Origin of the sequence: Pseudomonas sp. NPDC089406, assembly GCF_044900265.1 — a bacterium.
GTDB classification, from domain to species: Bacteria; Pseudomonadota; Gammaproteobacteria; order Pseudomonadales; family Pseudomonadaceae; genus Aquipseudomonas; species Aquipseudomonas fakonensis.
The window spans coordinates 77280-99153 of record NZ_JBJDNC010000001.1 but is presented as its reverse complement, the minus strand read 5'-3'; the positions used below and the strand labels follow the sequence as shown (position 1 = coordinate 99153).

The 21874-nt window shown below is 66.2% G+C and carries 17 protein-coding genes and 1 pseudogene; 8 read left to right on the top strand and 10 right to left on the bottom strand.

Features of this window, described 5'->3' with window-relative positions; genetic code table 11:
• The first annotated feature begins 125 nt into the window (after positions 1 to 125).
• The 3 genes from ACI2KK_RS00465 to ACI2KK_RS00455 all read left to right on the top strand — a co-directional run bounded on the left by ACI2KK_RS00465 (position 126) and on the right by ACI2KK_RS00455 (position 3628).
• Positions 126 to 350, top strand: coding sequence for a hypothetical protein (locus ACI2KK_RS00465; protein WP_404667479.1), 225 nt, complete (start codon positions 126 to 128; stop codon positions 348 to 350).
• 204 nt (positions 351 to 554) lie between these two features.
• Entirely contained in the window at positions 555 to 1865 is a 1311-nt protein-coding gene (locus tag ACI2KK_RS00460) for an OprD family porin (protein ID WP_404667478.1), read from the top strand.
• A 260-nt stretch (positions 1866 to 2125) separates the two neighbouring features.
• Positions 2126 to 3628 (top strand): diguanylate cyclase, encoded by a 1503-nt coding sequence (locus ACI2KK_RS00455; protein ID WP_404667477.1) that lies wholly within the window; start codon positions 2126 to 2128, stop codon positions 3626 to 3628.
• A gap of 108 nt (positions 3629 to 3736) precedes the next feature.
• Here the strand turns inward: ACI2KK_RS00455 and ACI2KK_RS00450 are convergent, their stop codons facing one another.
• On the bottom strand, positions 3737 to 4213 hold the full coding sequence (locus ACI2KK_RS00450) for a PA2169 family four-helix-bundle protein (RefSeq protein ID WP_217840288.1): 477 nt from the start codon (positions 4211 to 4213) through the stop codon (positions 3737 to 3739).
• 202 nt (positions 4214 to 4415) lie between these two features.
• On the opposite strand from ACI2KK_RS00450, the gene ACI2KK_RS00445 reads away from it, so the two are divergent.
• A complete protein-coding gene (locus tag ACI2KK_RS00445; RefSeq protein ID WP_404667476.1) occupies positions 4416 to 4637 on the top strand; it encodes a DUF3820 family protein in 222 nt (73 codons plus the stop codon).
• A gap of 146 nt (positions 4638 to 4783) precedes the next feature.
• Here the strand turns inward: ACI2KK_RS00445 and ACI2KK_RS00440 are convergent, their stop codons facing one another.
• Genes ACI2KK_RS00440 through ptsP form a run of 3 tightly spaced genes read right to left on the bottom strand, consistent with a single transcriptional unit; the run spans position 4784 to position 10312 of the window.
• On the bottom strand, positions 4784 to 6508 hold the full coding sequence (locus tag ACI2KK_RS00440; RefSeq protein WP_404667475.1) for a PTS fructose-like transporter subunit IIB: 1725 nt from the start codon (positions 6506 to 6508) through the stop codon (positions 4784 to 4786).
• Positions 6508 to 7458: a 1-phosphofructokinase gene (pfkB, locus tag ACI2KK_RS00435; protein ID WP_404667474.1), complete on the bottom strand. Its 951-nt coding sequence runs from the start codon at positions 7456 to 7458 to the stop codon at positions 6508 to 6510. The genes ACI2KK_RS00440 and pfkB overlap by 1 nt, the downstream gene beginning before the upstream one ends.
• Position 7459: 1 nt before the next feature.
• Complete coding sequence (gene ptsP / locus ACI2KK_RS00430) at positions 7460 to 10312, bottom strand: phosphoenolpyruvate--protein phosphotransferase (protein WP_404667473.1); 2853 nt, start codon at positions 10310 to 10312, stop codon at positions 7460 to 7462.
• Between the two features lie 293 nt (positions 10313 to 10605).
• Here ptsP and cra point away from each other — a divergent pair, with 293 nt between their 5' ends.
• Positions 10606 to 11598 carry a catabolite repressor/activator gene (cra, locus tag ACI2KK_RS00425; protein WP_369988061.1) on the top strand — a complete coding sequence of 331 codons (993 nt, stop codon included), beginning with the start codon at positions 10606 to 10608 and terminating at the stop codon, positions 11596 to 11598.
• A gap of 2 nt (positions 11599 to 11600) precedes the next feature.
• On the top strand, positions 11601 to 12377 hold the full coding sequence (locus ACI2KK_RS00420; RefSeq protein WP_404667472.1) for a TatD family hydrolase: 777 nt from the start codon (positions 11601 to 11603) through the stop codon (positions 12375 to 12377).
• 270 nt (positions 12378 to 12647) lie between these two features.
• Here the strand turns inward: ACI2KK_RS00420 and ACI2KK_RS00415 are convergent, their stop codons facing one another.
• The 5 genes and pseudogenes from ACI2KK_RS00415 to ACI2KK_RS00395 all read right to left on the bottom strand — a co-directional run bounded on the left by ACI2KK_RS00415 (position 12648) and on the right by ACI2KK_RS00395 (position 18558).
• Complete coding sequence (locus ACI2KK_RS00415; RefSeq protein WP_404667587.1) at positions 12648 to 13352, bottom strand: methyl-accepting chemotaxis protein; 705 nt, start codon at positions 13350 to 13352, stop codon at positions 12648 to 12650.
• Positions 13353 to 13505: 153 nt separating this feature from the next.
• Positions 13506 to 13709, bottom strand: a pseudogene (locus tag ACI2KK_RS00410) (HAMP domain-containing protein); the annotation flags it as partial.
• Positions 13710 to 14910: 1201 nt separating this feature from the next.
• Positions 14911 to 15741, bottom strand: coding sequence for a regulatory signaling modulator protein AmpE (gene ampE, locus ACI2KK_RS00405; protein ID WP_404667471.1), 831 nt, complete (start codon positions 15739 to 15741; stop codon positions 14911 to 14913).
• Positions 15738 to 16304 (bottom strand): 1,6-anhydro-N-acetylmuramyl-L-alanine amidase AmpD, encoded by a 567-nt coding sequence (ampD, locus tag ACI2KK_RS00400; RefSeq protein ID WP_404667470.1) that lies wholly within the window; start codon positions 16302 to 16304, stop codon positions 15738 to 15740. The genes ampE and ampD overlap by 4 nt, the downstream gene beginning before the upstream one ends.
• Positions 16305 to 16404: 100 nt before the next feature.
• A complete protein-coding gene (locus tag ACI2KK_RS00395) occupies positions 16405 to 18558 on the bottom strand; it encodes a DUF1631 domain-containing protein (RefSeq protein WP_404667469.1) in 2154 nt (717 codons plus the stop codon).
• A 244-nt stretch (positions 18559 to 18802) separates the two neighbouring features.
• Here ACI2KK_RS00395 and nadC point away from each other — a divergent pair, with 244 nt between their 5' ends.
• Complete coding sequence (gene nadC / locus ACI2KK_RS00390; RefSeq protein ID WP_404667468.1) at positions 18803 to 19651, top strand: carboxylating nicotinate-nucleotide diphosphorylase; 849 nt, start codon at positions 18803 to 18805, stop codon at positions 19649 to 19651.
• A gap of 152 nt (positions 19652 to 19803) precedes the next feature.
• Here nadC and trxB read toward each other — a convergent pair whose 3' ends face one another.
• Complete coding sequence (trxB, locus tag ACI2KK_RS00385; RefSeq protein ID WP_217886469.1) at positions 19804 to 20766, bottom strand: thioredoxin-disulfide reductase; 963 nt, start codon at positions 20764 to 20766, stop codon at positions 19804 to 19806.
• A gap of 319 nt (positions 20767 to 21085) precedes the next feature.
• On the opposite strand from trxB, the gene cysZ reads away from it, so the two are divergent.
• On the top strand, positions 21086 to 21814 hold the full coding sequence (cysZ, locus tag ACI2KK_RS00380) for a sulfate transporter CysZ (RefSeq protein ID WP_404667467.1): 729 nt from the start codon (positions 21086 to 21088) through the stop codon (positions 21812 to 21814).
• The last annotated feature ends 60 nt before the right edge of the window (positions 21815 to 21874 follow it).

Below are 21874 nucleotides of genomic sequence, written 5' to 3'. Positions count from 1 at the left end.
TTCGCCGGGATAATTACTTTTTGCGCAACAGTGCTTATCGGAACAGCCTCTGTTTCCCGGCTGTTTACAGGGCTAACTTACGCCCTGTCTCCATTAGCACTTGCCCCGCAAGAAGGTTGCATCAAATGTCCAACAGTATGGGTGTTGCCAGCGTATTCGTCCTGTCGTCCCTGTTGTTGTCGCCCCTGGCCATGGCTGAAGAATCGCCGGCCTTCGTCGCCCGTAACGCCGAACTTTCCGCGGTTCACCAAGAAGCTCGCGAAGCCTTTGCCGCACAGAAATCCGATGCTGGCAAAGATGCACAGCAGACCGCTTCCAAGGTTCAAACCGACGACAATGCCGATAGCTGATCGGCCGTTGCCCGGTTTCAAGTTTTCCCTTGGCTACGCCATGGGCACTGCCCGTGTTGATATGTTAGCCTTTTAAAGCCGCTGCCGATCAGCGGCTTTTTTTATGTGTCGAAAATATCAGCCCGGCTGCTGCGTCTCTAATAAGAAACTTGCAGATACGACAATAAAAACTGCCCCACCGCCAGACCAAAGGAGCTTGTCCCGGTGCCTTACGCGTTCCGTTTTACCCCATTGTTCGTTGCATTGGCTGCAACGATGCCTGTGGCCGCACAGGCCGATGAAGACAAGGCTGATGGCTTCATCGAAGGTTCCACCCTCAATTTGAATTTCCGTAACGCCTACTTCAACCGCAACGAGCGCAACGCCGGCGTGCATGACAAGCGCGAGTGGGGCCAGGGCGCCGTGGCGCGCTTCGAGTCGGGCTACACCCCCGGCACCATCGGCTTTGGCCTCGATGCCCACGCCATGGTCGGGCTCAAGCTCGACGGCGGCAGCGGCCATGCCGGTACTTCGATCTTGCCGAGCGAGCCGGGCGACAAGTCGCGCCATGCGTTCTCCACTGCCGGTGGTGCGATCAAGCTCAAGGGCTTCGACACCGAATTGAAGGCAGGTGACCTGTTCCTCACCAACCCGGTAATCGCCGGTGGCGAAACCCGCATGCTGCCGCAGACCTTCCGCGGCTTTGCGCTGACCAACAACAGCATCGACGGGCTGATGCTCGAAGGTGGCCAGGTCAGCTTCACCAAGCCGTACAACCAGAGCGGCCACCGCCGCATCGACACCTACTACGGTGCGCTGGCTGAAGGCGACAAGAGCAAGCACCTGAACTGGGCCGGCGCCTCCTGGAGCGGCAGCGAGAACATCACGGCCAACCTGTACGCCGCCGAGCTGAAGGATATCTGGAACCAGTACTACGCCGACTTCGACTACACCTACGTGGTCAATGACCTGGTCAGCCTGAACCCGGGCGTGCACTTCTACCACACCCAGGACACCGGCCAGTCGCTGCTGGGCAAGATCGACAACAACACCTACAGCGTGCACTTCACCGTCGCCGCCGGGTACCACAGCGTCACCGCCGCCTACCAGCGGGTCAACGGCAACACGCCGTTCGACTACATCAACCTGGGTGACAGCATCTACCTGGACAACTCGCGCATGTACTCGGACTTCAACGCGCCCAACGAGCGTTCGTGGAAGCTGCAGTACGACTACGACTTCGCCGGTGTCGGCGTGCCGGGCCTGACCAGCTCGCTGTCGTACTCGCGCGGTGAGGCCGACCTGACCAAGGCTGCGCAGAACTCGCCTGGCTACGACTACTACAACGTCGACGGCAAGAACGCCAAGCACTGGGAACGCGACCTGGACATCAAGTACGTGTTCCAGGAAGGCGACCTGAAGGACCTCTCGGTGCTGGTGCGCTACGCCACCCACCGCGCAGGCCAGGGCTATTCGGAAGGGGACGACAACGACGAACTGCGGGTGATCGTCGATTACCCGGTGAACGTGTTCTGATCTGAACCCGCTCCCGCACTATCCCCTGTAGGAGCCGGCTTGCCGGCGATAGGGCCCTTGGGCTTTGTGTCGCCGGTGCCGGCCTCATCGCCGGCAAGCCGGCTCCTACAGGGTTCGCGCCAGCCTGGGCAACCCGTACTGAATCATTTCCGTCGGACAACTTCGCATAATTCTTGTCCGACAATCGCAGCTTCCCTATCATATCGCCGCCGCTTTATGGCCCATCCCCCATGGACCCAGGGGCTTATGCAGTAGCGAGCATGACGTCACTCTCCCGATCACCGCGTTGCGCCCTGTACAAGTCACACCCTGAACTGGTCCTGAACCTGGGCAGTTGCCTGGCCGTGCTCGCCATCCTGGCCATCGTCACCTTCTTGCTGGCGCGCGAGCGCGACAGCGTCGAACAGGCGGCCATACGCTCGTCGGGCAACATCGTCCAGCTGATCGAAAGCGACATCCTGCGCAACGTCGAGCTGTACGACCAGTCGCTCAAAGGGGTGATCTGGGCGGTGCAGCACCCGGACTTGCTGAACGTCTCACCCAAGCTGCGCCAGCAGATCCTGTTCAACCAGGCTTTCTCCGCCCCGGTGCGCGGCGACATTCTCTGGCTCGACGCCAAGGGTGATGTGGTCGGCGATTCCACCAGCGCGGTGCCGCGCCAGGCCAATTTCGCCGACACCATCCCCTTCCAGGCACACCGCGACCGCCCGGGGCTTGGCCTGTTGATCAGCCCGCCGTTCAAGGCGCGCCTGGGCAACCTGGACTGGTGCATCAGCTTCAGCCGGCGCATTTCCGGGCACAACGGCGAGTTCATCGGCCTGGCCGCCGGCGCCCTGCGCCTGTCGTACTTCAGCCAGCTGTTCGAGCGCCTGGACATCGGCGAGGACAGCAGCATCAACCTGCTCAACACCGACGGCCAGTTGCTGGCGCGCCAGCCCACCCGCCCGCAAGACCCGCTGATTGGCACCAATTTCGCCGAGTTCCCCAACTTCAAGCGCATCCTCGACGACCGCGCCGGCAGCTTTACCGCGCACTCGGCCACCTACAACAGCCAGCGCATGTACACCTTCGCCCGGGTCGCCGACCTGCCGCTGATCGTGCTGGTGGTGCATTCCTCCGACGAGGTGTACCAGGCCTGGCGGCGCACCGCGCTGCTGGTCAGCGTGGCCACCGGGGTGCTGTGCATCGGCATCCTGTGGCTGACCTTGCTGCTGGGCCGCGAGCTGCGCCGCCGCCACGAGGCCGAGCAGGGACTGGCGACCCTGGCCGCTACCGACAGCCTCACGGGCCTGGCCAACCGCCGCCGGCTCGACCAGGTGCTGCGCCTGGAATGGGCCCGCGCCCAGCGCAACCGCAAGCCGCTGGCGGTGCTGATGGTGGATGTGGACCTGTTCAAGGCGTTCAACCAGCGCCACGGCCATGCCGGCGGCGATCATGTGCTGCGTGAAGTGGCCAAGACCATCGAACAGTGCATCCGCCGCCCGGCGGATCTTGCGGCGCGTTATGGCGGCGAGGAGTTCCAGGTGGTGTTGCCGGAGACTGAGCTTGCCGGCGCGCTACTGCTGGCCGAGCGTATTCGAGCCAGCGTCGAGGCGATGCCGCCGTTTGCCGGGGATGAACGCTCGGTGACGGTGAGTGTGGGGATTGGCTTGCATATACCCGGCACCCAGCAGGACCTGACGCGCTTGTTAGGGGATGCGGACGAGGCGTTGTACCGGGCCAAGGCCAAGGGGCGTAACCGGGTTGAAGGGCCGGAGGGGTAGCGCAATTGACTTGTGCTGCCCGCCCCGGCCTCATCGCCGGCAAGCCGGCTCCTACAGGGACAGCGCAGGCCTGTAGGAGCAGCCCCGGAATCTTTCGCTTGCGAAGACTCAGGACCGCGCGCGAGCAGCGTTGCGCAGTGCCTTGACCTGGTCATGGTTGCGCTGCACGCCCTGCAGCTGTTTTTCCACCAGCGCGTAGGTCTGGTCACTGGCGCTACGGCCCAGCTTGACCAGCTTCTCGCGGCCATCCTTGTAGGCTTTCAAGGCGTGGTCTTCGCCGCGCTCCACCTCGTTGAGCACCGCTTCTTCATCCTTGCCGGTGACCATCGACTTGAGGTTGACCCAACCACGGTGCAGATCACCGCTGATGCTGGTGCTGGTTTCCGGGTCGCCACCCAGGCGGCGCACTTCGCTTTGCAGCTCGGCGGCGGCATTGGCGCATTCACCGGCGCGCTGCACGAAGAACGCCTTGAGTTCAGGGTTTTTCACATCTTCGGCCGAAGTCTTGAAACCTTTCTCACCATCCTTGCTGTACTCGATCAGGTCGTTGAGTACGTCAATCACGTCTTTGTTGGGATTGCTCATGGCAAAACTCCTTGGCAGGTGGAAGTCCCTTTGAAAAGAGCAGGCTTCGTGCCAAGCCAGACGAAATAAATTACCCCCTATAAATCAATAACTTATATCCGCATTAAGGTTCAGCCCACCCGGCGTTCTGCATGATCGCCGCTTGGGCCTTCGTGCAGATTGCAGTAAGGTCCGCGCTTCACCTGCCCAAGGCCGTCGCCCGATGAAACCCGAATCCCTGCAACTGCTGGTTACCCGCACCATGCCTTTCGGCAAGTACCAGGGCCGGTTGATCGCCGACCTGCCCGGCGACTACCTGGCCTGGTTCGCGCGCAAGGGCTTCCCGCCCGGGGAGCTGGGCGGGTTGCTGGCGTTGATGCACGAGATCGACCACAACGGGCTGGGGGATTTGTTGAAGCCGTTGCGGGGCAAGGGTAGAGGCTGAAGGCACCATCGCCTGTAGGAGCGGCCTTGTGTCGCGAAAGGGCTGCAGAGCAGCCCCAGATTTCTGAGTTGATGCGAATATTGCTGGGGCTGCTGCGCAGCCCTTTCGCGACACAAGGCCGCTCCTACAAGGGGGCATGCAATGGATTAGCCCTTCACCGGCGCCACGGCCAGCTCCACCTGCTCGCCCTTCTTGATCACCGCATACACCACCGCCGTCACCAGGCTGCCGGCGAGAATCGCCAGCAAGTACAACAGCGCATGGTTGATCGCGTTGGGGATCAGCAGCACGAACAGCCCGCCATGGGGCGCCATCAGCTTGCAGCCAAAATACATCGACAGCGCGCCGGTCAGCGCACCGCCGGCGATGCTGGCCGGGATCACCCGCAGCGGGTCCTTGGCGGCGAACGGGATGGCCCCCTCGGAAATGAAGCACAACCCCAGCGCCAGCGCCGCCTTGCCGGCCTCGCGCTCGCTCTGGGCGAACTTGCGCCGGGCAATGAAGGTGGCAATGCCCAGGCCGATCGGCGGCACCATGCCGGCGGCCATGGTCGCCGCCATCGGCGCGTAGCTGGACGACGCCAGCAACCCCACCGAGAACGCATAGGCCGCCTTGTTGATCGGCCCGCCCAGGTCGACGCACATCATGCCGCCCAGCAACAGCCCGAGCAGGATGGCGTTGGTGCTGCCCATGCTGTCGAGAAAGTGCGTCAGCCCCACCAGCATGGCCGCCACCGGCTGGCCGACCACGTAGATCATCACTAAACCTGTGAACAGGCTGGCCACCAGCGGGATGATCAGGATCGGCTTGAGCGCCTCCAGGCTGCTGGGCAGGCGCACCCAGCGGGCAATGGCCTTGGCGCTGTAGCCGGCCAGAAAGCCCGCGACGATACCGCCGATGAAGCCGGCACCGAGAGTGCCGGCCAACAGCCCGCCGATCATGCCCGGGGCCAGCCCCGGGCGGTCGGCGATGGACCAGGCGATGTAGCCGGCCAGCAGCGGCACCATCAGCTTGAATGCCGCCTCGCCGCCGATCTGCATCAGCGCGGCCGGCAGCGTGCCGGCCTCCTTGTAGGCTTCGATACCGAACACGAACGACAGGGCGATCAGCAGGCCGCCGGCCACCACCATCGGCAGCATGAACGACACGCCGGTCAGCAGGTGCTTGTACACCCCGGTCTTCTCGGTTTTCGGCGCTGTGCTGGCGGCATCACCGGCGCTTTCGACCTTGCCCTCGGCCAGGGCCTTGTCCAGGGTGGCGCGGGCCTGCTTGAGGGCGATGCCGGTGCCGCAGCGGTAGATGCGCTTGCCGGCAAAACGCGCGGTGGGCACTTCAATGTCGGCGGCCAGCAGCACCACGTCGGCTGCGGCGATGGCCTCGGCCGGCAACGGGTTGCGCGCGCCCACCGAGCCTTGAGTCTCCACGATGAGCTGGTAGCCCTGGGCGGCAGCGGCCTGCTGCAAGGCCTCGGCGGCCATGAAGGTGTGCGCCACACCGGTCGGGCAGGCGGTGACCGCGACGATCTTCACCACCTTGCTCGCCGCCACGGGGGCGACATCCTGCAACACCTGGGCGCTGGCGGCCGCTTGGTCGAGGAAGCCCTCGCGGTCGGCCAGGGCCTGAGCCGGGGTGCTCTGGTACAGGCGCTTGCCGGCAAAGCGCGAAAGGTCCACCGGGCCGGTGCTGACCACCAGCACCCAGTCGGCCTCGGCAATTTGCGCGGCGCTCAGCTGGCGTTCGGGGTGCTCGGCGTCCTGCACCTCGACGCTGGTACTCCAGCCCCGGCGCTGTGCGGCGGCTGCCAGCAGGCGCGCGCTGAGCACGCTGGACACCTGGCCGTTGGGGCAGGCGGTGACAATCGCAATGTTCATCAGCGGCCCTCTTGTTCTTGTTGTTCTGTCAGCTGCACGGCGGCTTCGAAGCGCGCCAGCTGTTCGCGGTCGCGGATGCCGAAGCCGACCTGGGTGACGGCCTGGGCGGCGATGGCAGTGGCACGGCGCAGGGTGGTGGCGGGCGCCTCGCCCAGCAGCAAGCCGTGGACCATGCCGGCCACCAGTGAATCACCGGCGCCGACCGTGCTGGCGATGCGCACCTTGGGCGGCTGGGCGTGCAGCGCCAGGCCGTTGGCGAACCAGCGCACGCCGTGCTCGCCCTCGGACACCACCACATGCTCGACGCCACTGGCCAGCAACTGCTCTGCGGCGGCGCGCTGCCGGGCCGGGTTATCCACAGGCAGGCCGAGCACCTCGCCCAGCTCTTCAGTGTTGGGTTTGACCAACCACGGCGCGGCCTGAAGGCCCGCACGCAGGGCTTCGCCGCTGCTGTCCAGAGCCACCTTCAGGCCCAGGGACTTGAGCCGCTGCAGCAGTTCGCGCAGCCACTCGGGGCTGACCCCGCGGGGCAGGCTGCCAGCCACCACCACCGCGTCATGGCCCGGGGCGATCTGTTCCAGGCGGCGCAGCAGTGCGCTGCGCGCAGCCTCGTCCACCTGTGGGCCGAGGCCGTTGATATCGGTGACCCGGCCATCGGCTTCGACCAGCTTGATGTTGCTGCGGGTCTCGCCCGGCACGCGCACGAAGCAGTCGGCAAAGCCGCGCCATTCGATCAGCGCCTCGAAGGGTTGCAGGTTGTCCTGACCGAGGAAGCCGCCCACGGTGACGCTGTGGCCAAGGTCGTTCAGCACCTGGGCGACGTTCAGGCCCTTGCCGGCGGCATGGCTGTGCTGGGCCTGGCTGCGGTTGACCGCACCTGCGCGTAGGCTGTCCAGTTCGATGGTCAGGTCCAGCGCCGGGTTGAGGGTAAGGGTGAGGATCTTGGCCATGTCAGTAACGCTCCACCAACGCCCGAACCGCGTCGGCGCTGTCTTGTTGCAGGGCCTCGCGCGCCAGGGCGCGGGCCGTCGAATAATCGGCCTGGCGCACCAGTGCCTTCACTTCAGGGATGCTGCGGGCGGCGACGCTCAGCTCGTCTACCTCAAGGCCCAGCAGCACCGGTACCGCTTGCGGGTCGGCGGCCAGCTCGCCGCACACCCCGACCCACTTGCCGTGGGCGTGGGCGGCGCGCACGGTCATGTCGATCAGTTGCAGCACCGCCGGGTGCAAGCCGTCGGCCTGGGCCGACAGGCTTGGGTGGCCACGGTCGATGGCCAGGGTGTACTGGGTCAGGTCGTTGGTGCCGATGCTGAAAAAATCCACCTCGCGCGCCAGCTGTGGCGCCAGCAGCGCAGCGGACGGCACCTCGACCATGATGCCGACCTGCAGGTCACCCACGGGGATCTCTTCACGCAGCCGCTCGACCATGGCCTTGGCTGCGCGCCATTCGTGCACCTGGCCAACCATGGGGAACATGATCCGCAGCGGCCGGCCTTCGGCGGCGCGCAGCAGGGCGCGCAGCTGGTCCTCCATTACCTGCGGGCGTTGCAGGGTCAGGCGCACGCCGCGCACCCCGAGGAAGGGGTTTTCTTCTGCTGCAATCGGCCAATAGGGCAACGGCTTGTCGCCGCCCACATCGAGGGTGCGCACCACCAGCGGGCGACCGCCCAGGCCATCGAGCACGCGGCGGTATTCAGCCTCTTGCGTCGCCACATCGGGCGCTTGCGGGTGGGCCATGAAGATCAGTTCGGTGCGCAGCAAGCCAACGCCTTCGGCGCCCTGCTCCACCACCTTGTCGATGCCGCGGCTCTCGCCGATGTTGGCGAACACTTCAACGGCATGGCCGTCACGGGTCTGCGCAGGCTCATGGCGCCCCGCCCAGGCCGCTTGCAGGCGTTGTTCGCGGGCATCGCGTTCGGCCAGGGCGCGTTGCAGCTCGTCCTGCGCCGGGGCCACCGCCACCCGGCCGCGCTGGCCATCGAGCAGCAGCGGCGTGCCGCTGGCCAGCAACAGGATCGCGTCCCCGGCGCCCACCACCGCCGGGATGCCCAGGGCGCGGGCAACGATGGCGCTGTGGGCAGTGGCGCCGCCGTGGGCGGTGACGATACCGGCGACCCGCGCCGGGTCCAGGCGGGCGACGTCGGACGGGCCGACCTCGGCCATCACCAGTACGTAGGGTTGTTCGGGTTCGGCGGCCTGCTGCACACCGCACAGCTGCGCCAGCACCCGGCGGCCGATGTCGCGCAGGTCGGCGGCGCGCTCGGCCAGCAATACGTCCTGCAGGGCTTCCTGCTGGCGGGCGGCGGCGTCGATCACGGCCATCCAGGCGGCGGCAGCGCTTTCGCCCTGGGCCAGGCGCAGGGCAACTTCATCGGCCAGGGCCGGGTCGCCGAGCATTTCCTGGTGGGTGACGAAGATCTCGCCGATGGATTTTTCGCTGCGCTGCACCAGTGCTTGCAGGTCGGCGTGTACCGCCTTCAGGGCGTTTTGCAGTTTCAGGCGTTCCTGGGCGGGCGACTCGCCGCGCAGGGGGTAGTCGATGTCGCGCTCAACGCACAGGTGGGCCGGGCCACAGGCGATACCGGGGGCGGCAGCCACGCCCTGGACGATGCTGCCGGCAACCGGAGCGCAGAGCGCTTCGACCGGGGCTTGTAGCGCCGCCGGCACAGTTTGCGGCAGCGGCTCGACCGCCTCGCCCAGCCCCTGCTCGATGGCCGCCAGCAACACCGGCAAGGCATCGGCGGCGATGCCGGGTTCGGCGGCAAGCTCCAGGGTCTGGCCACGGCGCGCGCCCAGGCTCAACAGCTTGCTAAGGCTCTTCACCGACACCGCAGGCTGGCCGCTGTCGGCCACACGTATACGGATTTCGCCGTCAAAACCCTTGGCCAACTGCGCCAGCTCCTTGGCCGGGCGGGCATGCAGGCCATGCGGGTTGGCCAGCACCACCTTCACGCTCGGCCAGTCGGCCGGCGCCTCGCCGCCCAGTACTTCGAGCACCGCACGGCTGCTGGTGGCCTGGTAGAGCATTTGCCCACGGCCTTCGATCAGCACTTCGCACAGCCGTTCGAGCAGGGCCTGGTGCGCAGCGCCCAGGCTGGCCAGGCAGAACAGGCCGTTGAGCGGCTGGTCGCGGTAGCGCAAAGGCTGTTGCGGGGTGATGAAGGCCAGGCCCGGCTGGCGTACCTGGCGCTCGCTGTGCAGCCACCACAAGCCCTCGCCCAGCGGCAGCGGCTCGACCTGTTGCAGCACGGCGGCAAAACCGCTGTCGACGCAACCGGCCCGTTGCAGCAGGCGGGCGCCGCGCCAGGCCAGCTCGTCGAAGTCTTCGGCAGCCTGGTTCAGGCCCACCAGTTGGGCATCCAGCGCCAGGGCCTGGGGTGCGCCTTGCAGCAACTTGAGCAGGGCTTCGGCGGAGCTGGCGCGGCGCAGGGCCTCGGCCAGGTCAGTCTCGCCCAGAGCGCGGGTGAGCAGTTGCAACAGGCGCAGGTGCTCGTCACTGCGGGCGGCGATGGCAATCGCCAGGTAGACCATTTGCCCGTCGCCCCAGTCGACGCCCTCGGGGAACTGCATCAGGCGCACACCGGTACTGAACACCAGCTCACGGGTCTGCGGCGTGCCGTGGGGGATGGCGATGCCCTGGCCGAGAAAGGTCGAGCCCTGCGCCTCGCGCTCGCGCAGGCCCTCGAGGTAGCCCTGGGCGACCAGGCCGTCCGCTACCAGTCGCCCGGCCAGCAAGGCCAGGGCCTGGCCTTTGTCGGCGGCCTTCTGGCCCATGGCAATCTGCTCCACGGCGAGCTCGAGCATGACCTTCTCCTTTGCGGCGCCCTGTTGGCGGCCGAGGTATTGTTGTGAAATTTAGCGGCCAGCGCCGCAAAAACGCCCAGTGCAATCGGTAAATTCTTAATTCCAGGCAGGAAAATTCACCAAGCTGAAACGTTTAATCTGACCAAGCGGCCACGTTACTCGATAATCTTCCGACGAAAAAGCCCCATCCTGTCGGACAATTGCGACAATGGTCGCCTGCGCGCAGGCTTGCACATGGGCGAAACTACCCGGTCAGGCAAGCAGCCAGCCCCGGAAATAACAAGGAAAATTCGGTGAAACTCAGCGATATCGCCCGTCTGGCCGGAGTGTCAGTCACCACCGCCAGCTACGTCATCAATGGCAAGGCCGAGCAGCAGCGCATCAGCAACGCCACCGTCGAGCGCGTACGGGCCGTGGTCGAAGCCCATGGCTTCACCCCCAACCCCCAGGCCGCCGGCCTGCGCAGCCGCCATACCCGCACTCTGGGGTTCATTCTCCCCGACTTGGAGAACCCCAGCTACGCGCGCATCGCCAAACAACTGGAGCAAGGCGCCCGCGCCCGTGGCTACCAGTTGCTGATTGCCAGCAGCGACGACCAGCCAGGCAGCGAGCACCAGTTGCAGCAGCTGTTCCGCGCCCGGCGCTGCGATGCGCTGTTCGTCGCCAGTTGCCTGCCGCCCGGCGATGACAGTTACCGCGAACTGCAAGACAAGGGCCTGCCGGTAATCGCTATCGACCGGCGCCTGGACCCGGCGCACTTCTGCTCGGTGATCAGCGACGACCGTGACGCCAGCCGCCAGCTGGCGGGCAGCCTGCTGCACACCCGCCCGCAAAGCATCGCGCTGATCGGCGCCCGCCCGGAGCTGTCGGTCAGCCAGGCCCGTGCCGGTGGTTTCGACGAGGCACTGCAAGGCTTTGCCGGCCAGGTGCGGCGTTACCAGGGCGAGGCCTTCAGCCGTGAATGCGGGCAGCGCCTGATGCAACAACTGATCGACGAGCACGGTGGCCTGCCGGACGCCCTGGTGACCACCTCCTACGTGCTGCTGCAAGGGGTGTTCGACACCTTGCAGGCGCGCCCGTCCGGCTCGCGCCAACTGCACCTGGGCACCTTTGGCGACAACCAGCTGCTGGACTTTTTGCCGCTGCCGGTCAACGCCATGGCCCAGCAGCACGGCCTGATCGCCGCCACCGCGCTGGAGCTGGCCCTGGCCGCCATCGAAGAGAAACGCTACGAGCCCGGCGTGCACGCCATCGGCCGCACCTTCAAGCAGCGTATCCCGGCCTGACCATGCGCCTGATCGACACCCACACCCACCTGGACTTCCCCGACTTCGACGCCGACCGCCCGCACCTTTTGGCCAATGCGGCGGCGCGCGGGGTGGAGCGCATGGTGGTGCTGGGGGTGTATCAGGAAAACTTCCAGCGGGTGTGGGACCTGGCCAGTAGCGACGAGCGAATTTTCGCGGCGCTGGGGCTGCACCCGGTGTACCTCGAGCAGCACCGCCCCGAACACCTGGTGCAACTGCGCGAGTGGCTGGAGCGCCTGCGCGGCGACCCTCGGTTGTGCGCCGTGGGCGAGTTCGGCCTGGACTACTACCTGCCCGAGCTCGACCAGGAGCGCCAGCAAGCGCTGTTCGAAGCACAACTGCAAATGGCCTGCGATTTCGAGCTGCCGGCGCTGCTGCACGTGCGCCGCAGCCACGCCCGGGTGATCGCCACCCTCAAACGCTACAAGCCGGCACGCGCGGGCATCATCCACGCCTTCGCCGGCAGCTACGAAGAGGCCCGCGAGTACATCAAGCTCGGCTTCAAGCTGGGCCTGGGCGGCGCCGCCACCTGGCCCCAGGCACTGCGATTGCGCAAGACCCTCGCCCGCCTGCCGCGGGACAGCATCGTGCTGGAGACCGACTCGCCGGACATGGCACCGGCCATGTACCCGGGGGTGCGCAACAGCCCGGAACATTTGCCGGAGATTGCCGAGGCGTTGGCGCAGGTGATGGGGGTTGAGTGTGGGGTGCTGGCCGAGGCCAGTAGTCGCAATGCTTGTGAGGTGTTTGGCTGGTAACGCTTCACAACTCAGCATTCGAGCCAGTGAAGTCCTGTAGGAGCGGCTTCAGCCGCGAACACCGGCGCAGCCGGTGCCATACAGCGCATGTGGCCCGGCGCTTCGGTGAACCCGCACCCACAAGATCGCACCCGCCTCAAGGCTAGCGCTGAACCTGTGGGAGCAACAGCCTCGTGCTGCCTGTGCCGGCCTCATCGCCGGCAAGCCGGCTCCTACAGGTTCCGCGCATCTGCCAGGGTTATGCGATCTCTCAGGTTCCCGGCGCAGTCACTACACCCTGAACGCCCCGATCAACCGCTTCAACTCCACCACCTGTGCCGACAGCGCCCGGCTGGCGTCCTCGGTCTGGCAGGCGCCGTCGGTGGTGTCCTGGGCGGCGCGGTTGATGGCCACGATGTTCTGGTCGATGTCGTGGGCCACGGCGGTCTGCTGCTCCACGGCGGCGGCGATCTGCTGGTTCTGCTCGACGATGCCACCCACCGCGCCAAGGATATTGCCCAGCGCCTGCTGCACCTGGCGCGCCTCGTCCACGGTGCCTGCGGCCATCTGGTGGCTGCTGCCCATCACCCGCACCGCCGTGCCCACGCCATCCTGCAGACGCTGGATCATCTGGGCGATTTCGGCGGTGGAGTCCTGGGTGCGCTTGGCCAGGGTGCGCACCTCGTCGGCCACCACGGCAAAGCCACGGCCCTGCTCGCCGGCCCGGGCGGCCTCGATGGCGGCGTTGAGGGCCAGCAGGTTGGTTTGCTCGGCGATGCTGCGGATCACCTCCAGCACCCGGCCGATGGCCTGGCTGTCATCGGCCAGTTGATGCACCGCCACCACGCTCTGATCGATTTCCCCGGCCAGGCGGGCGATGCTGCCCTGCTGGCTTTCGACCAGGTCGCGCCCCGAGGCGCTTTCGTGGTTGACCCGCTCGGCGCCCTCGGCCGCCCGCGCCGCACTGCGCGCCACTTCCAGCGCGGTGGCGCTCATCTGGTTCATGGCGGTGGCCACCTGCTCGATCTGCTCGCGCTGGCCGCTGACCGCCTGGTTGCTGCGCGCCGATACCGACAGCACCTGCCCGGCCTGCTCCTCCACCGTGCTCACGGTGAGGCCGACCTGTTCGATCAACCCGCGAATGCGCCGCACGGTCTCGCTGAAGCCACGCCCCAGTTCGCCCAGCTCGTCCTGGCTCTGGGCCTGGAAGCTCACGGTCATGTCGCCGGCAGCCACCTTGTCCATGGCGCTGCCCAGGTTGCGCAGGGTCTTGCGGGTGGACACATAGAAGCCGCTGTAGAGGTAGATGATCAGCACGAACACCGTGCCCAGCGCCGCCACCAGCGCGAACATGCGCAAGCGGTGCTGGCCCAGGCGCTCTTCCAGCTGGCCGTGCAGGTGCGCCAGCACGGCGTCGTTGAGCTGCCAGGTTTGCGCCATCAGGTCGCTGGTCTGCTGGTAGAAAGCGGCCCAGGGGGCATCGAGGGTTTCGGCCACCACCACCTGGTCCTCGAACAAGCTCGCCGCCTGCTTGACGGTGGCCTGGCTGGCCTGGGCGCTGGCGGCCAGCGCCGCCTTGGCACGGGTATCACTGGCCAGAGCGTCATCCAGGCGGATGGCGTAGTCGCCGGCCAGCCGTTCCAGGCGTTGCAACAGGTCCTCGAAACGGGCACTGCCGGAAGAGTCCATAAAGCCCCGGCCAAGGGCCACGGCGCCCATCCAGCGCCCTTCGCCGATGGCCTGGGTGACCTGGGCCGTGCCGCTGCCCACCAGCTCGCCGAGCTGGCGCACCGAGGCCTGGCTGTCCTGGTTCAGGCCCGACTGGCTGGCAATCAGCTTGCCCAGCACCTGGGCTTGGGCCAGCAGCTTGTCGAACAATGCGGCCTTGTTCGATAGCGAGCTTTCGCTACGGGCGCGGGCAAAGGCCTCGGCCAGCTCGCTGCGCTTGGCCTCGATAGTCGGGTCGCCGCCCTGCAGCGCATCCAGCTGAGCCTGCACCTTGTCCTCCAGCGCCTTGATACGCGCTTCCACATCACCCGCCTGGCCCGACTGGCCGAGCACGGCGTTGATCTGCAAAAGGTTGCCGAGGGTTTCCAGGTTGCCACGCAGCGCCAGGCTTTCCCCCAGCGGCGCCAGGCCCTGCAGCTCGACACGGGTGGCGTGGAACTGGTTGTAGGCATCGCGCACCAGGTAAAAACTGGTGACCAGCATGGGCAGGAAGAACAGGACGCTGATCAGGCTGAACTTCATGCCGAAGCTCAGCCGGTTCATCAGTGCGATGGCCGGATAGAGCAGACGCTTCACGGGTCACCTCCTTGAATTCTTGTTGTTCTGCGGGGTAGCACAAGGCCATCTGTGGCCTGTGGGCTTGTATAGCGCAGATTCGATTCAAGGTTTGTAACTTAAGGTTAAGCGTTGGGTTCGAGGGCCCTATCGCCGGCAGGCCGGCTCCTACAGGGGGCGCGATTGCCGGCGATGCAGCAGACGCGATTGCCCCTGCTCACGCGAAACCTGTAGGAGCCGGCTTGCCGGCGATCGAGGCGGCGCCGATCGGTCAGACCAGCACCGTCCACAGGGCAAAGCAGGCATACCACAGCACCGCGCAGCGCAGCAGCAGTTCCCACAGGCTGTCCAGCCGCGCCAGGCCCTGCAGGCGGTCTTCGTCCTCGGCGATATCATCCGCCACGCGGCCGACCTGAGCCACCAGGTGCCCGGCGCTGATGTGCCAGTCGAGCAGTGCATGCAGCATCACCCGGGTGACCGCGACGAAGTTACCCACCAGGGCGAAACTCACCGCCACCACCCGCACCGGCAGCCAGTCCATGGCGTGGCGCAGTTGCCCGGCCAAGGTTTTGATACCGGGCTGGCGGCTGCTGTCATTGGCCAGCGCCAGCAGGCGGTACGCGAGCGCTGCGCCAGGCCCCAGCAGGAAGTACCAGAAAATCACCGCGAAGAAGCTCTGGTAGGCCTGCCACAGCAAATGGCCCTGCACCCGCTTGATCAGGTTCTCGGCATCGTCCGCGGCCAGGCCCAGGTCACGCTCGGCCACATGCAGCGCCGCCTGATCGTCACCCCGGCGCCAGGCATCGCGAAACGCCCCGAGCGAAGCCTTCACATCACCGCGCCCCAGGCTGTAGACCAGCACCAGCAGGTGCACCGGCAGTGCCAACAGGCCGTAGGCTACCGGCTCCAGCACATGCAGCAGCAGTACCAGCAGCGCCACCGGTGCCAGCACCAGCACGGCCAGCGCCCAGCCCGGCTGGGCCTTGCCGGTACGTTCCAGCCGCGCCAGTTCGCCAAGGAAGAAACCGTCGCGTTGCAAGCGCTGGCGCAGCGCCGAGAATTTCTCGACCCACAGCACCAACACCAACACCAGAAAACTCATGCCATGTCCTCGTCAGGTTGTACGCCGGCGCGGTAGCGCGGCCAGTCGAATGCCGGGCCCGGGTCGGTCTTGCGCCCGGGGGCGATGTCGCTGTGGCCCTGGATGCGCTGCGCGTCGATGGCCGGCCAAATCTTGCGAATCTGCCGGGTGAGTTGCTGCAGCGTCGCGTATTGGGCATCGGTGTAGGGCAGATCGTCAGTGCCTTCGAGCTCGATGCCGATGGAGAAGTCATTGCAGCCCTCGCGCCCGTCGAAGCGTGAAACGCCGGCATGCCAGGCGCGGTCGAGCAGCGAGACGAACTGGGTGACGGCGCCATCGCGCTCGACGAACAGATGCGCCGACACGGTCAGCTGGCAGATGCTTTCGAAGTACGGGTGTTCGGCCGGGTCCAGGCGGTTCTGGAAGAACTGCTGTACCTTGCCGGTGCCGAAGCAGGCCGGCGGCAGGCTGATGTTGTGGATCACCAGCAGCGAGATGGCCTCGCCTTCAGGGCGGGCGTTGAAGTTCGGCGAGGGGCAGTGGGTGACGCCGGAGAACCAGCCTGTGGCACGGTCCAGTTGCATGGGGCAGATCCTGAAAAAGGCCGGGAACAGGGGGCAGTATGCCTGAAAGGCAAGGGCGGCTGCACCGGCCCTATCGCCGGCAAGCCGGCTCCTACAGGGGTCAGCGTGCCTGCTGCCCGCGCAACTGCTCGAGCACCGCTTCCAGCGCCCGCTCGAACAGCAACCCGTCATCCAGCAGGCGCACTTCGCCCCGGCGCAGGGCCATGGCCAGCCCGGCGCGGTTCCATTCGCGCACCTTCATGCCGGTGCGGTTGCTGAACACCAGGCGGTCGCTGCTGTCGATGCGCGCCACCAGCTTGCAGCGCAGCGGCTCGTCGTCGTCCATCACCTCGACCCAGTTGCCCAGGCGCAGGCGATCGACCTGGCGCAGGGCCGGCTCTTCCTCGCCCGGCAGCAGGCTCGGCGCACAGGCAGACTCCTCGGCGATGGCCAGCACGATGTCCGACTGCACCCATACATCAGGCAGCGCCACGCCCTCGACCGGCGAACCGCCGCAGGCCCGCAGGTGCAATTGTTCCAGCTGCTGGAAGAAGTCACGGGTGGCGGCCGAATCCAGCGCCACCCCGGCCAGGCCGTCGCGCAGGGCCTTGAGCAGGCCGGGCAATTGCTCGAGCAACTGCCCGGCCTGCGGGTGCGGGGCAATGCTGGCCAACAACGCGTCCACCGTGGCCAGGGCATCGGCCCAGGCAGTCGAGGCTTCGCCCTGCTTGAGCCAGGCCAGCAGCAGCACCTGGCTCCAGGCCTGCTCGAGCATCTGCACCACCACCAGCGGCAACACTCGCCCGCGCAGGCGCTGGTTGAGTTCGTCCTGCACCTTCAGGCGGGCCTGCAGGGTGCGGGCGCGGCCCTCTTCGGCATCGCGGGTGCGCTGCTCGAGCAGCTCGTTGCGCCGCCGCTCGTCCTGGCTGAAGGCGAGGAATTCGTCGAGCAGTTCGTTGAACAGGGTGCAGTCTTCGGAAAAGTCGTTGAGCAGCCGTTGCACCACCCGCTCCACCCGCAGGTGCAGGCTGTCGCGCAGCCCTTCGCCATCGGCCTCCCAGCCGATGGCCACGGCAGCGATCTCGTTGACCAGGCGCCGCGCCGGGTGGGTCGCGCGGCTGAACATGGCCTTGTCGATCAGCGCCACCTTGAGCAGCGGGATATGCAGGCGGGCAATCAGCGCGCGCAGGCTGGCTGGCAGGTTGTCGTCGGCTTCTATGTAGCCAAACAACAGTGCCACCAGGTGGATCATGTCCTCGTCGCTGGCAGCGATATGGCGACGCGTGCCGCTGCGCACGCTGACCCGCAGCAACAGCTGTTGCAGCTGCTGGCCGAGGTGGAAGTCGTCCGCCTCGCCAGGGGCCGGCACATAGTGCTGCAGGTGGGTGAGCAGGCGCAGCAGGTCGCTGGTGCTGATCGGCTGCGCGCTGCCAGCGCTTTGCAGGCGCGGCGCGAACTGCCCGCGGGCCGGTGCCAGCAGCTCGCCCAGCGAGGCGACGAAGGCATGGCCGGCACTGTCGGCCTCGCCGTCATCGGCCAGCGTCGGGTCGGCCGGGGCGCAGCGGCCAGTGCTGCGCCGGTCTTCGGCGCGGCGGCGCGGTGCCGCCTGCAGTTCGGGGAGCACATCGGCGCTGGCCAGCAATTGGTTGGCCTCGCCATACAACAGGTCAAGATCGCGCAGCACATAGCGCTCGAACAGCTTGAGCAGCACCAGCTTGACGCTCAGCCCCACCCCCAGATTGCGCCCGGCGGCCAGAAAGTAGCCGCACAGGTTGGCCGGGCCCATGGGGTTGCGCGGCTCATCCAGCTCAAGCTCCAGCAGCACGCCGAAGCGCAGGTTCAATTGCCCAAGCACCAGGCCATCGCGCGACAGTACCCGGTCGACCATGCCCTGCACCGCCACTGCACGCTCCAGCGGGCCCAAGCCCTGCGTCAACGGCAGCATGCCCGGCAGCTCGAAGGCATCGGCCTGGCCGATGCGGGCGAAGGCTTCGTAGAAGGTGTCGAGGAAGCCGCGCTCGATGCTCTTGCGCTTCAGGCGCAGGTCGCGCATGGCTTCGAAGTAAAGGTTCTGGTCGGCGCGGCCACTGGCCTTGTCGGCCATTTCGAAGAGGGTGTCGTCGGCGTTGTCGAACAACGCCTGCAAACCTTGGCGCAATTGCAGCGCAGCCTTGTCACGCACCTGCAGCAACAGCACGGGAAGGCAGGGCGAGAGCGCGCGCGCGCCTCGATCGATGGCCCCCGCCAGGGGCACCACCTTGCCTTCTTTATGCATCCGGGACTCCTTGATGGATGTTGCGCGGGTCGATTGCGTGGAAATCGTCAAAGCTATGACGCCAAATACTGGGCGCCATTATCGGTGAAAATTCTTACAGCCGCTAGCTAAGGTTTCACACGCCTGAACTGACCACGCATTTGCCGAAATGCTCACCCGTCCTGACCAAAGGTCGTCTGTACGGTTGCTGTACAGGCCGCCCCCCTGCCCTATAATCGCCGCCATCTAGCTTGTGGAGCCGACCATGCCGAACCTACGCCTCGCCGACCTGACCGCCGAAATCGAAGCCAACGTGCGCCGCGCGCTGCTCGAAGACATCGGCAGCGGCGACATCACTGCCCAGCTGATCCCGGCCGAGCGCCTGGCCAAGGCCACCATCATCACCCGCGAAGACTGCGTGATCGCCGGCACTGCGTGGGTGGATGCGGTGTTCCGCCAGCTCGACCCGCGGGTAGCGGTGCACTGGCAGGTGGCCGACGGTGAGCGGGCGGCAGCCAACCAGGTGCTGTTCCACCTCGAAGGCCCGGCGCGCTCGTTGCTGAGCGGCGAGCGCTCGGCGCTGAACTTCTTGCAGATGCTCTCGGGCGTGGCCACCCGAGCGCGCTTTCTGGCCGACCTGGTCGAGGGCACCCAGGTGCACTTGCTGGACACCCGCAAGACCCTGCCGGGCCTGCGCCTGGCGCAGAAGTACGCAGTCACCTGTGGCGGTTGCCACAACCACCGCATCGGCCTGTACGACGCCTTCCTGATCAAGGAAAACCACATCGCCGCCAGCGGTGGCGTGGCCGAGGCCGTGGCCGCCGCGCACCGCATCGCCCCGGGCAAGCCGGTGGAAATCGAGGTGGAGAGCCTGGACGAACTGCGTCAGGCACTGGCGGCGGGCGCCGATATCGTCATGCTCGACGAGCTGAGCCTGGACGAAATGCGCGAGGCGGTGCGCATTACCGCTGGCAAGGCCAAGCTCGAGGCCAGTGGCGGGGTCAACGAAACCACCCTGCGGGTGATTGCCGAAACCGGTGTGGACTACATCTCCATCGGTGCGATGACCAAGGATGTGAAGGCGGTGGACTTGTCCATGCGCCTGAGCCTTTGAAGGTTTCACCAAGCACAAAAAAACCGGCCCAAGGGCCGGTTTTTTGCTTTCTGTAGGAGCCGGCTTGCCGGCGATGGCGTCAGACGCAACGGTGATGTCGCCTGGTTTGACGCTATCGCCGGCAAGCCGGCTCCTACAGGGGATCGCCTGGCTTAGAACGAGGCGTTGGCCAGGCCGTCCAGGTAGCGCTCGACATCCAGCGCGGCCATGCAGCCGGCGCCGGCCGAGGTGATCGCCTGGCGGTACACGTGGTCGGCCACGTCGCCGGCGGCAAACACGCCTTCGACGTTGGTCGCGGTGGCGTTGCCTTCACGGCCGCCGGCAACCACCAGGTAGCCGTCTTTCAGGGTCAGCTGGCCTTCGAACAGCGAGGTGTTCGGGGTGTGGCCAATGGCGATGAACACGCCGTCGACCTTGATTTCGTCGAAGCTGCCGTCGTTGTTCTTCAGGCGCGCGCCGGTCACACCCATGTTGTCACCCAGCACTTCGTCCAGGGTGGCGTTGAGCTTGAGCTCGATCTTGCCTTCGGCCACACGGGCGTGCAGCTTGTCGATCAGGATCTTCTCGGCGCGGAAGGTATCGCGGCGGTGCACCAGGGTTACCTTGCTGGCGATGTTGGCCAGGTACAGCGCCTCTTCCACGGCAGTGTTGCCGCCACCGACCACAGCCACCGGCTTGTTGCGGTAGAAGAAGCCGTCGCAGGTGGCGCAGGCCGACACGCCCTTGCCCATGAAGGTTTCTTCCGACGGCAGGCCCAGGTAGCGGGCGCTGGCACCGGTGGCGACGATCAGCGCGTCGCAGGTGTAGGTACCGCTGTCGCCCTGCAGGGTGAACGGCTTGTTGGCCAGGTCCACGGCGTTGATGTGGTCGAAGACGATTTCGGTCTCGAAGCGCTCGGCGTGTTCCTGCATGCGCTGCATCAGTGCCGGGCCGGTCAGGCCGTGGGGGTCGCCCGGCCAGTTGTCGACTTCGGTGGTGGTGGTCAGCTGGCCGCCGGCCTGCATACCGGTGATCAGCAACGGCTTGAGGTTGGCGCGGGCAGCGTAGACCGCGGCGCTGTAACCGGCAGGGCCGGAACCGAGGATGATGACGCGCGAATGACGTACTTCGGACATGACGAACTCCTGTCGAGCGGGCCGCACCGTCAAGGTGGCGGTTGCGCCAGCTGGAATTAAAAGGGACCCACGCAGCACTTGGGGAAGGCTACAACGCGTCGGCCCTGAAACGAAAAGTTGAGCGCACTGTAGCGAGGCCGCAGAGATTAAGGAAATATCCTTAGACAATCCACCTTATAGACAGTCTCTATGTGCAGAAGAAACCGATAGGCGCTGCCCATGGGCTTTGTTACACGCCGTTTCGCCAAGCCCGCCCGCCTTTCGTCGGCGCGGCAAACTCGGGTATGGTCAGCGCGTTTTCCATCTGCGGAGCATTCCGATGCAAGCCCCCGTTCTTTCCGGCCCCCAATACCTGCGTGAAGGGCTGAAACTGGTCCTGAGCCCGGGCCTGCGCCTGTTCGTGCTGCTGCCCCTGGCGGTCAACCTGCTGCTGTTTGGCGGGCTGATCTGGTTTGCCGGGCACCAGTTCAGCCTGTGGGTCGACCACCTGATGCCCACCCTGCCCGGCTGGCTGAGCTTCCTCACCTACATCCTCTGGCCACTGTTCGTCGCCCTGGTGGCGCTGATGGTGTTCTTCACCTTCACCATGCTGGCCAACGTCATCGCCGCGCCGTTCAACGGCTTTTTGGCAGAAAAGGTCGAAGTAGTGGTGCGCGGGCAGGACAACTTCCCGGCGTTCAGCTGGGGCGAGCTGGTGGCCATGGTGCCACGCACCTTCAGCCGCGAGATGCGCAAGCTGGGTTACTTCCTGCCGCGGGCCATCGGCCTGTTCATCCTGTCGCTGATCCCGGTGGTCAACGTGATCGCCGCGCCGCTGTGGCTGGCATTCGGCGTGTGGATGATGGCGATCCAGTACATCGACTACCCGGCGGACAACAACAAGATGAGCTGGCAGGACATGCTCGCCTGGCTGCGCAGCAAGCGCTGGCAGTCGCTGGGTTTTGGCGGCATTACGTATCTTGCGTTGATGATCCCGCTGGTCAACGTGCTGATGATGCCGGCGGCGGTGGCCGGGGCGACGTTGTTCTGGGTGCGAGAGCGCAAGTAATTGCTGGGGGCTTTGCCGTGGATGGCACCGGCTGCGCCGGTGTTCGCGGCTAAAGCCGCT

Coding starts and splice junctions, on each gene's coding strand:
- pfkB (WP_404667474.1), bottom strand. CDS start 7,458: ATGGCCAAGATCCTCACCCTTACCCTCAACCCGGCGCTGGACCTGACC.
- cysZ (WP_404667467.1), top strand. CDS start 21,086: ATGCAAGCCCCCGTTCTTTCCGGCCCCCAATACCTGCGTGAAGGGCTG.
- ACI2KK_RS00465 (WP_404667479.1), top strand. CDS start 126: ATGTCCAACAGTATGGGTGTTGCCAGCGTATTCGTCCTGTCGTCCCTG.
- trxB (WP_217886469.1), bottom strand. CDS start 20,766: ATGTCCGAAGTACGTCATTCGCGCGTCATCATCCTCGGTTCCGGCCCT.
- ACI2KK_RS00395 (WP_404667469.1), bottom strand. CDS start 18,558: ATGCATAAAGAAGGCAAGGTGGTGCCCCTGGCGGGGGCCATCGATCGA.
- ACI2KK_RS00415 (WP_404667587.1), bottom strand. CDS start 13,352: ATGAGCGCCACCGCGCTGGAAGTGGCGCGCAGTGCGGCGCGGGCGGCC.
- ACI2KK_RS00450 (WP_217840288.1), bottom strand. CDS start 4,213: ATGAGCAATCCCAACAAAGACGTGATTGACGTACTCAACGACCTGATC.
- ACI2KK_RS00445 (WP_404667476.1), top strand. CDS start 4,416: ATGAAACCCGAATCCCTGCAACTGCTGGTTACCCGCACCATGCCTTTC.
- ampD (WP_404667470.1), bottom strand. CDS start 16,304: ATGCAACTGGACCGTGCCACAGGCTGGTTCTCCGGCGTCACCCACTGC.
- nadC (WP_404667468.1), top strand. CDS start 18,803: ATGCCGAACCTACGCCTCGCCGACCTGACCGCCGAAATCGAAGCCAAC.
- ptsP (WP_404667473.1), bottom strand. CDS start 10,312: ATGCTCGAGCTCGCCGTGGAGCAGATTGCCATGGGCCAGAAGGCCGCC.
- ACI2KK_RS00440 (WP_404667475.1), bottom strand. CDS start 6,508: ATGAACATTGCGATTGTCACCGCCTGCCCCAACGGCCAGGTGTCCAGC.
- ACI2KK_RS00455 (WP_404667477.1), top strand. CDS start 2,126: ATGACGTCACTCTCCCGATCACCGCGTTGCGCCCTGTACAAGTCACAC.
- ACI2KK_RS00420 (WP_404667472.1), top strand. CDS start 11,601: ATGCGCCTGATCGACACCCACACCCACCTGGACTTCCCCGACTTCGAC.
- ampE (WP_404667471.1), bottom strand. CDS start 15,741: ATGAGTTTTCTGGTGTTGGTGTTGGTGCTGTGGGTCGAGAAATTCTCG.